Below are 6286 nucleotides of genomic sequence, written 5' to 3'. Positions count from 1 at the left end.
AGAAGGCAAAAAGCCCCGCATCGCGTTCCGTCCCAACAGACATCATCCGGAACTGCCGCCAAGGCTCAAACGCTACAACCGCCTCATCGCGCGCCGACGAGCCCAGGTTGAGACCACCTTCGCCACTCTCAAACGCCGCATGCGACTGACTTGCATCCGCTACGTTGGTCTGATGAAGGCAAGCGGGCAGATCCTGCTCGCCTCGATCGCCTTCAACATGAGGCGGTGGGCCACGATCGCGGCCTGAGCCGCCCGCCGAGGGCGACCACTACAGACTTGGCTGGCAATTGCCGTAACCACGGCCCTTCTCCTACCGTCCTCAACTTCAAAAGCCGATAACGCAACAGGCCCACAAGGGGAGAAGGCACAACGATTTCGGCCGTACTCTCAGCCACGACTTTCCCAATCGCACGTATTTCGTCATCGCATGATTTTGCGCATCCGCACGACAATCTGCGGTGATCGACGAGACGTGCGCCGAAAATGCGTCAAAACATGACGATTATCATATCAATCAGCCCAAAACGCTGGCAGCGAGCGCCGCACAAATTCGTGAACGTCATGGGCTGACGCGTCAGCAGCGCAAATATGCATTGCCGGAGATTGCGACGCTTCATCGTTTCGTATCGGTATGATTATTGTCGCGCGCGAATTCGCTGACTAGATCGCCGCAAGCGTTCGAGCGAGCAAGGGGATGCATATGGCAACTGTTCTCACCATCAACGGCGAAACGAAATCGTTCGATGCGCCGCCTGAAATGCCGCTGCTGTGGGTGCTGCGCGACATCCTCGGAATGACCGGCACCAAGTTCGGCTGCGGCATCGCGCAATGCGGTGCCTGCACGGTGCATGTCGACGGCAAGGCGGTGCGCTCCTGCGTCCTGCCGGTCAGCGCGGTCGAGAACCGCGCCATCACCACGATCGAACATGTCGGCAGCACGCCTGCGGGCGCGAAGGTGCAGAAGGCCTGGCTCGATCTCGAAGTGATCCAGTGCGGCTATTGCCAGTCCGGCCAGATCATGTCGGCCGCCGCATTGCTGGCCGCTACGCCCAGGCCTGACGATTCCGACATCGACGCCGCGATGGCCGGCAACATCTGCCGCTGCGGCACCTATGTCCGCATCCGCGAGGCCGTCAAGCAGGCCGCCAACGGCCGTCAGTCCTGAGGTCCACCATGAATGCACATCACAGCGTCTCCCGCCGCGCGTTGCTGACCGGCGGTCTCGCCACCGGTTTCCTGCTCGCCTTCCATCTGCCGCTGCGCGCCGCGGTCAACGAACCGGTGCAGCCGCGCGATGCAACCGAGGGCAAATTCGCGCCCAACGCCTTCATCCGCATCGACGAGACCGGCCGCACCGTGCTGATGATGCCGCAGGTCGAGATGGGCCAGGGCACCTATACCTCGATCTCGGCGGTGCTCGCCGAAGAGTTGGATGCCGACTGGAGCAAGGTCGAGGTGCAGCACGCTCCGCCCAACGACAAGCTTTACGGCAATCCGACCTTCGGCCTGCAAGTCACGGGCAATTCCAATTCGATCCGCGCCTGGTGGACGCCGCTGCGCAAGGCCGGCGCCACCGCGCGCGCGATGCTGGTGCAGGCCGCGGCCGCCCAATGGGGCGTCGAGCCCGCGAGCTGCACGGCATCGAAGGGCGAGGTCGCGCATGAAGCGAGCGGCCGCAAGCTCGCTTACGGCGCGCTGGCGCTCGCTGCCCAGGGACAGACCCCGCCGAAGGATGTCGTGCTGAAGGACCCCAAGGACTTCGTCATCATCGGCCAGCCGCTGAAGCGGCTCGACACGCCCGACAAGGTCAACGGCAAGGCCGTCTACGGCATCGACGCGATCCTGCCCGGCATGAAGTTCGCGACGGTCGCCGCCTGCCCCGTGTTCGGCGGCAAGGTCGGCAAGATCGACGACAGCGCCGCGGTGAAGCTCCCCGGCGTGCGCAAGGTCGTGGTGCTCGACGACATGGTCGCCGTGATCGGCGATCACATGTGGGCGGCCAAGAAGGGCCTCGAAGCGCTCAAGATCGAGTGGAACGAGGGACCCAACGCTGCGATCACCACGAAGGATGTCTGGGACGATCTGCGCAAGGCTAGCCAGAAGGACGGCGCGGTCGCCAAATCCGACGGCGACATCACCAAGGCGCTGGCGAGTGGCGACAAGTTCGAGGCGGCCTACGAGCTGCCGTTCCTGGCGCATGCATCGATGGAGCCCATCAATGCCACCGTGCACGTGAAGCCCGACTCCTGCGAGATCTGGACCGGCACGCAGATCATGACGCGCGTGCAATCGGAGGCGGCGAAGGCCGCTGGGCTTCCGGTCGACAAGGTGATCGTCAACAATCATCTGCTCGGCGGCGGGTTCGGCCGCAAGCTCGAGCCCGACATGGTGATCGCGGCGGTGAAGATCGCAAAACAGGTCGACTACCCGGTGAAGGTGGTGTGGACCCGCGAGGAGGACATCCAGCACGATGTCTACCGTCCGGTCTATCGCGACCAGATCACGGCATCGCTGGTCGACGGCAAGGTCGCGGGGTGGAAGTACAAGATCGCCGGCTCCGCCGTGCTGGCGCGCTGGTTGCCGCCGGCCTTCCAGAAGGGCATCGACATCGACGCGATCGATGCCGCGGTCGATGCACCCTACGACTTCGCCAATTTCCACGTTGAATATGTCCGCGCCGAGCCGCTGTCGGTGCCGACAGGCTTCTGGCGCGGCGTCGGCCCCAACAACAACGTGTTCGCGGTCGAATGCGCGATGGACGAGCTCGCGCGCAAGGCGGGCAAGGACCCGATCGAGTTCCGAAAGTCCATGCTGACCAAGAACCCGCGCATGCTCGCGGTGCTCAACCAGGTCGCGGAGAAATCCGACTGGGGTCAACCGCTGCCTCCGCGCGTCGGCCGCGGCGTCTGCGTGCAGCCGTCATTCGCGAGCTTCATCGCGACCGTAGTGGAGGCCGAGATCGACGACATCGGCGAGATCGTGCTCCGCCGCATCACCTCGGTGGTCGACACCGGCATTGCAGTCAACCCCGACACGGTGAAGGCGCAGATCGAGGGCGGGCTGATCTTCGGCCTCACCGCCGCGCTCTATGGCGAGATCACCATCGAGAAGGGCCGCGTGCAGCAATCGAACTTCCACGACTACCGCATGATGCGCATCAACGAGACGCCGAAGATCGAGGTGATCGTCGTCAAGAGCGGCGAAGCGCCCGGCGGCATCGGCGAGGCCGGCGTCAACGCCGGACCGCCGGCGCTGCGCAACGCGATTCTTGCCGCAACCGGCGTGGCGCTACGGCGCCTGCCCATTGACCGAAAACTCCTGGCTGCGGGGAAGAAGGCATGAGCGGCAAGATGCGTATCCTCACAAGCGTCGCTGCGATTGCCATCGTCGCAGCAGGGCTCGGCGTCTGGATCATTCGCGGGCCCGGCCCGCTCGACTTCGCCGGCGGCACGAAAGTGGCGTTGGCGGATTACCGCGCAGGCAAGCCGACCGGCGTGCCCGCCAAGCTGGAGAAGGCAAGCTTGGTCGAGCGCGGCGAATATCTCGCCAAGGCGGCCGACTGCATGGTCTGCCACACCAAGCCGGGCGAGAAGGACTATTCCGGCGGGCTCGCGTTCAAGCTGCCGTTCGGCACGCTTTATTCGACCAACGTCACCCCGGACAAGGACACCGGCATCGGCAATTACAGCGACCAGGATTTTCTGAATGCGGTCCAGCACGGCCAGCGTCGCGACGGCGCGCGGCTCTATCCGGCGATGCCGTACACGTCCTACACCTACATGACGGACGAGGACGTGCTGGCGGTGAAGGCCTATCTGTTCAGCCTGCCGCCGGTGCGCGCGAAGGCGCCGGAGAATACGCTGTCGTTCCCGTTCAACCAGCGCTGGGCGATGATTGTCTGGTCGGCCGTGTTCAATCCGGACACGCGCTTTGCGCCTGATACGTCGAAGAGCCCGGAATGGAACAGAGGCGCGTATCTTGTCGAAGCGCTGGCGCATTGCGGCGAATGCCACACCCCGCGCAATCTCGGTTTTGCGCTGGATAACCGCAAGAGGTTCGCCGGCGCGATCACGGCGGGCTGGCGCGCCTTCAACATCTCCTCCGACAAGGCGACGGGTCTCGGCAATTGGAGCGACCAGGATCTGATCTCCTATCTGTCGCTCGGCCACGCGCCGGGCCACGGCTCGGCATCGGGCCCGATGGGTGAAGCCGTCGACCACAGTTTTAGCCAGTTCGCCCCGGAGGACATCAGCAGCATCGTTGCTTATCTGCGCAGCGTGCCGCCGGTGCCCTCGCCTGACCTGCCCGCCACCACGGCGCCCGTCGCCCCCGCCTCGCACAAGGACGGCGTCACGGCGGACGCACGCGGCAAGAAGGTGTTCGCCAGCGCCTGCACCAGCTGTCACGGCTGGAGCGGCGAGAGCCCGGTGTCGCCGATGGCAACGCTGACCGGCACCTGGGCCGTCAACGACCCCGCCGCCACCAACGTCGCGCAGATCGTGCTGTCAGGCACGAAGCGCCACACGCCAGCTGGCGCGCTGTCGATGCCGGCGTTCGGCAGCGCCTACACCGACGACGAGATCGCGGCGGTGGCGAATTACGTCACCGGGCGGTTTGGGGCGAAGGGCTCGAAGCTGACGGGGAAGGATATCGCGGAGATGCGGGAGCAGACGGCGGATTGATGCGCCGGCGAGATTGATGCGCAATCGCGCGCGTCAATCTCCGCCGTCGTCCCGGACAAGCGAAGCGCAGATCCGGGATCCATACCCACAGGGAGTAGTTTGACGAGGACTCGGAGTGGGAGCTTTGCCCCATACTACTCCGTGGGGTTATGGGTCCCCGCGTTCGCGGGGACGACACCGAGGTTGACGCGGCTCTGCTAACTCAACCAGAACCGCGGCGTCGCCGGCTCCAGCCTTCCGCCGACACGCACCGGCGCAATCTTGAGCGCGAGGCCCGTTGCATCATCGGTTTCCACGGCGACGCCGCTCAGCGTCGCTGCGCCCGCCGCCGGCTCGAAACGTCCCGACGGAATCCCCGACGTGAACCTGCGCAGTGGCTCTTCCTTCTGCATGCCGATGATGGAATCGTAATCGCCGGTCATGCCGGCGTCGGTCATGTAGGCGGTGCCGCCCGTGAGGATCTGGTGGTCGGCGGTCGGCACATGGGTGTGCGTGCCGACGACGAGGCTGGCGCGGCCGTCGCAGAAGAAGCCGATGCCCTGCTTCTCGCTGCTCGCCTCGCAATGGAAGTCGACGACGACGGCATCGGCGGCAACGCCGAGCGGACAGGCCCCGAGCTCGCGCTCCAGTGCTGCGAAGGGATCGTCGAACGGGGTCATGAAGACGCGGCCCAAAGCGTTGACGACGAGCGCGTGCTTGCCGTTCTTGGTCTCGACCAGGGCTGCGCCGCGGCCGGGCGTGCCGCGCGGATAGTTCGCCGGACGCACCAGGCGCTCGGCGCGCTCGATGAACACAAGGGCTTCACGCTGGTCCCAGGAATGGTTGCCGAGCGTGACCGCGTCGGCGCCGGCGTCGAGAAACTCCTGGTAGATCGCTTCCGTGATGCCGAAGCCGCCGGCGGAATTCTCGCCGTTGACGACGACGAAATCGAGTGACCAGTCCTTGACCATGCCGGGCAGATAGTCGGCGATGGCCGTGCGTCCTGCACGGCCGACGACGTCACCCACGAAGAGAATGCGCAACTTCAGAACTCCGGAAATCGAACACGTCCGATTCCGTTAGCACATAATCCAGCGCGACGTCGTGGGATAGTGCCGGAACCGCCTTGATCTCCTGCGCCGCAAAAGCGAGCCCGATGCCGACGATGTTCTTGGCCTTGCGCAAATGCGCGAAGGTGAAGTCGTAATGCCCCGCGCCATAGCCGATGCGATGGCCAAGACGATCGAACGCCGCCAGCGGCGTCAGCATGATATCCGGGATGACTTCGCTTGCGGCCGGCGACGGCTCGGGAATGCCGAGCGGGCCGAGCATCAAGCGATCGTTCGGGTGGAAGATGCGGAAGATCAGCGACTGGCCGCGCGCGGTGACGCAAGGCAGCGCCAGCTTTGCGCCCTGTTCGGCGAGCTTCTTCAGCAACGGCATTGGATCGATCTCGCTGCGGATCGGCGAATAGCCGGAGACGATGCTGCCGGGCAGAAGCTGGAACGGCAGTCCGCGCTTGGCGAGCTTTGCGGCGGCAGCGCTGCGCTTCTTCTCGCTGAGCGCGTCGCGTGCCGCGAGGGCCTTGGCACGGAGTTCGGCTTTCGAATTGGGCATGCGCGCTT

At 65.0% G+C, this 6286-nt stretch carries 7 protein-coding genes; 5 read left to right on the top strand and 2 right to left on the bottom strand.

Going from position 1 to position 6286, the window contains the following annotated elements; all coding sequences use genetic code 11:
- The 5 genes from GA0061098_RS09185 to GA0061098_RS09170 all read left to right on the top strand — a co-directional run.
- The coding region (locus GA0061098_RS09185; protein ID WP_165637252.1) for a transposase at positions 1 to 247 on the top strand (247 nt) is incomplete at its 5' end.
- Positions 248 to 458: 211 nt separating this feature from the next.
- Positions 459 to 635: a hypothetical protein gene (locus tag GA0061098_RS44820; RefSeq protein WP_165637251.1), complete on the top strand. Its 177-nt coding sequence runs from the start codon at positions 459 to 461 to the stop codon at positions 633 to 635.
- 65 nt (positions 636 to 700) lie between these two features.
- Positions 701 to 1165 carry a (2Fe-2S)-binding protein gene (locus GA0061098_RS09180; RefSeq protein ID WP_208610636.1) on the top strand — a complete coding sequence of 155 codons (465 nt, stop codon included), beginning with the start codon at positions 701 to 703 and terminating at the stop codon, positions 1163 to 1165.
- 8 nt (positions 1166 to 1173) lie between these two features.
- Positions 1174 to 3342: a xanthine dehydrogenase family protein molybdopterin-binding subunit gene (locus GA0061098_RS09175; RefSeq protein WP_165637250.1), complete on the top strand. Its 2169-nt coding sequence runs from the start codon at positions 1174 to 1176 to the stop codon at positions 3340 to 3342.
- Positions 3339 to 4682 (top strand): c-type cytochrome, encoded by a 1344-nt coding sequence (locus GA0061098_RS09170; protein WP_091956001.1) that lies wholly within the window; start codon positions 3339 to 3341, stop codon positions 4680 to 4682. Before GA0061098_RS09175 ends, GA0061098_RS09170 begins: the two co-directional genes overlap by 4 nt.
- 197 nt (positions 4683 to 4879) lie before the next feature.
- Here GA0061098_RS09170 and GA0061098_RS09165 read toward each other — a convergent pair whose 3' ends face one another.
- Together GA0061098_RS09165 and GA0061098_RS09160 are read right to left on the bottom strand one after the other, a co-directional pair.
- Entirely contained in the window at positions 4880 to 5704 is an 825-nt protein-coding gene (locus GA0061098_RS09165) for a TIGR00282 family metallophosphoesterase (protein ID WP_165637249.1), read from the bottom strand.
- Positions 5682 to 6278, bottom strand: a complete 597-nt coding sequence (locus tag GA0061098_RS09160; RefSeq protein ID WP_091955999.1) for a 5-formyltetrahydrofolate cyclo-ligase — start codon at positions 6276 to 6278, stop codon at positions 5682 to 5684. Before GA0061098_RS09160 ends, GA0061098_RS09165 begins: the two co-directional genes overlap by 23 nt.
- Between the last annotated feature and the right edge of the window lie 8 nt (positions 6279 to 6286).

The organism is Bradyrhizobium shewense (assembly GCF_900094605.1).
In the GTDB taxonomy this organism is placed as follows: domain Bacteria; phylum Pseudomonadota; class Alphaproteobacteria; order Rhizobiales; family Xanthobacteraceae; genus Bradyrhizobium; species Bradyrhizobium shewense.
Note: the sequence above shows the minus strand (reverse complement) of the source record. Positions and strands in the feature narration are given on the sequence as shown.

What these genes read in the sequence shown, in the direction of transcription:
- GA0061098_RS09180 (WP_208610636.1), top strand. Translation starts at nt 701, where the DNA reads ATGGCAACTGTTCTCACCATCAACGGCGAAACGAAATCGTTCGATGCG.
- GA0061098_RS09175 (WP_165637250.1), top strand. Translation starts at nt 1,174, where the DNA reads ATGAATGCACATCACAGCGTCTCCCGCCGCGCGTTGCTGACCGGCGGT.
- GA0061098_RS09170 (WP_091956001.1), top strand. Translation starts at nt 3,339, where the DNA reads ATGAGCGGCAAGATGCGTATCCTCACAAGCGTCGCTGCGATTGCCATC.
- GA0061098_RS09160 (WP_091955999.1), bottom strand. Translation starts at nt 6,278, where the DNA reads ATGCCCAATTCGAAAGCCGAACTCCGTGCCAAGGCCCTCGCGGCACGC.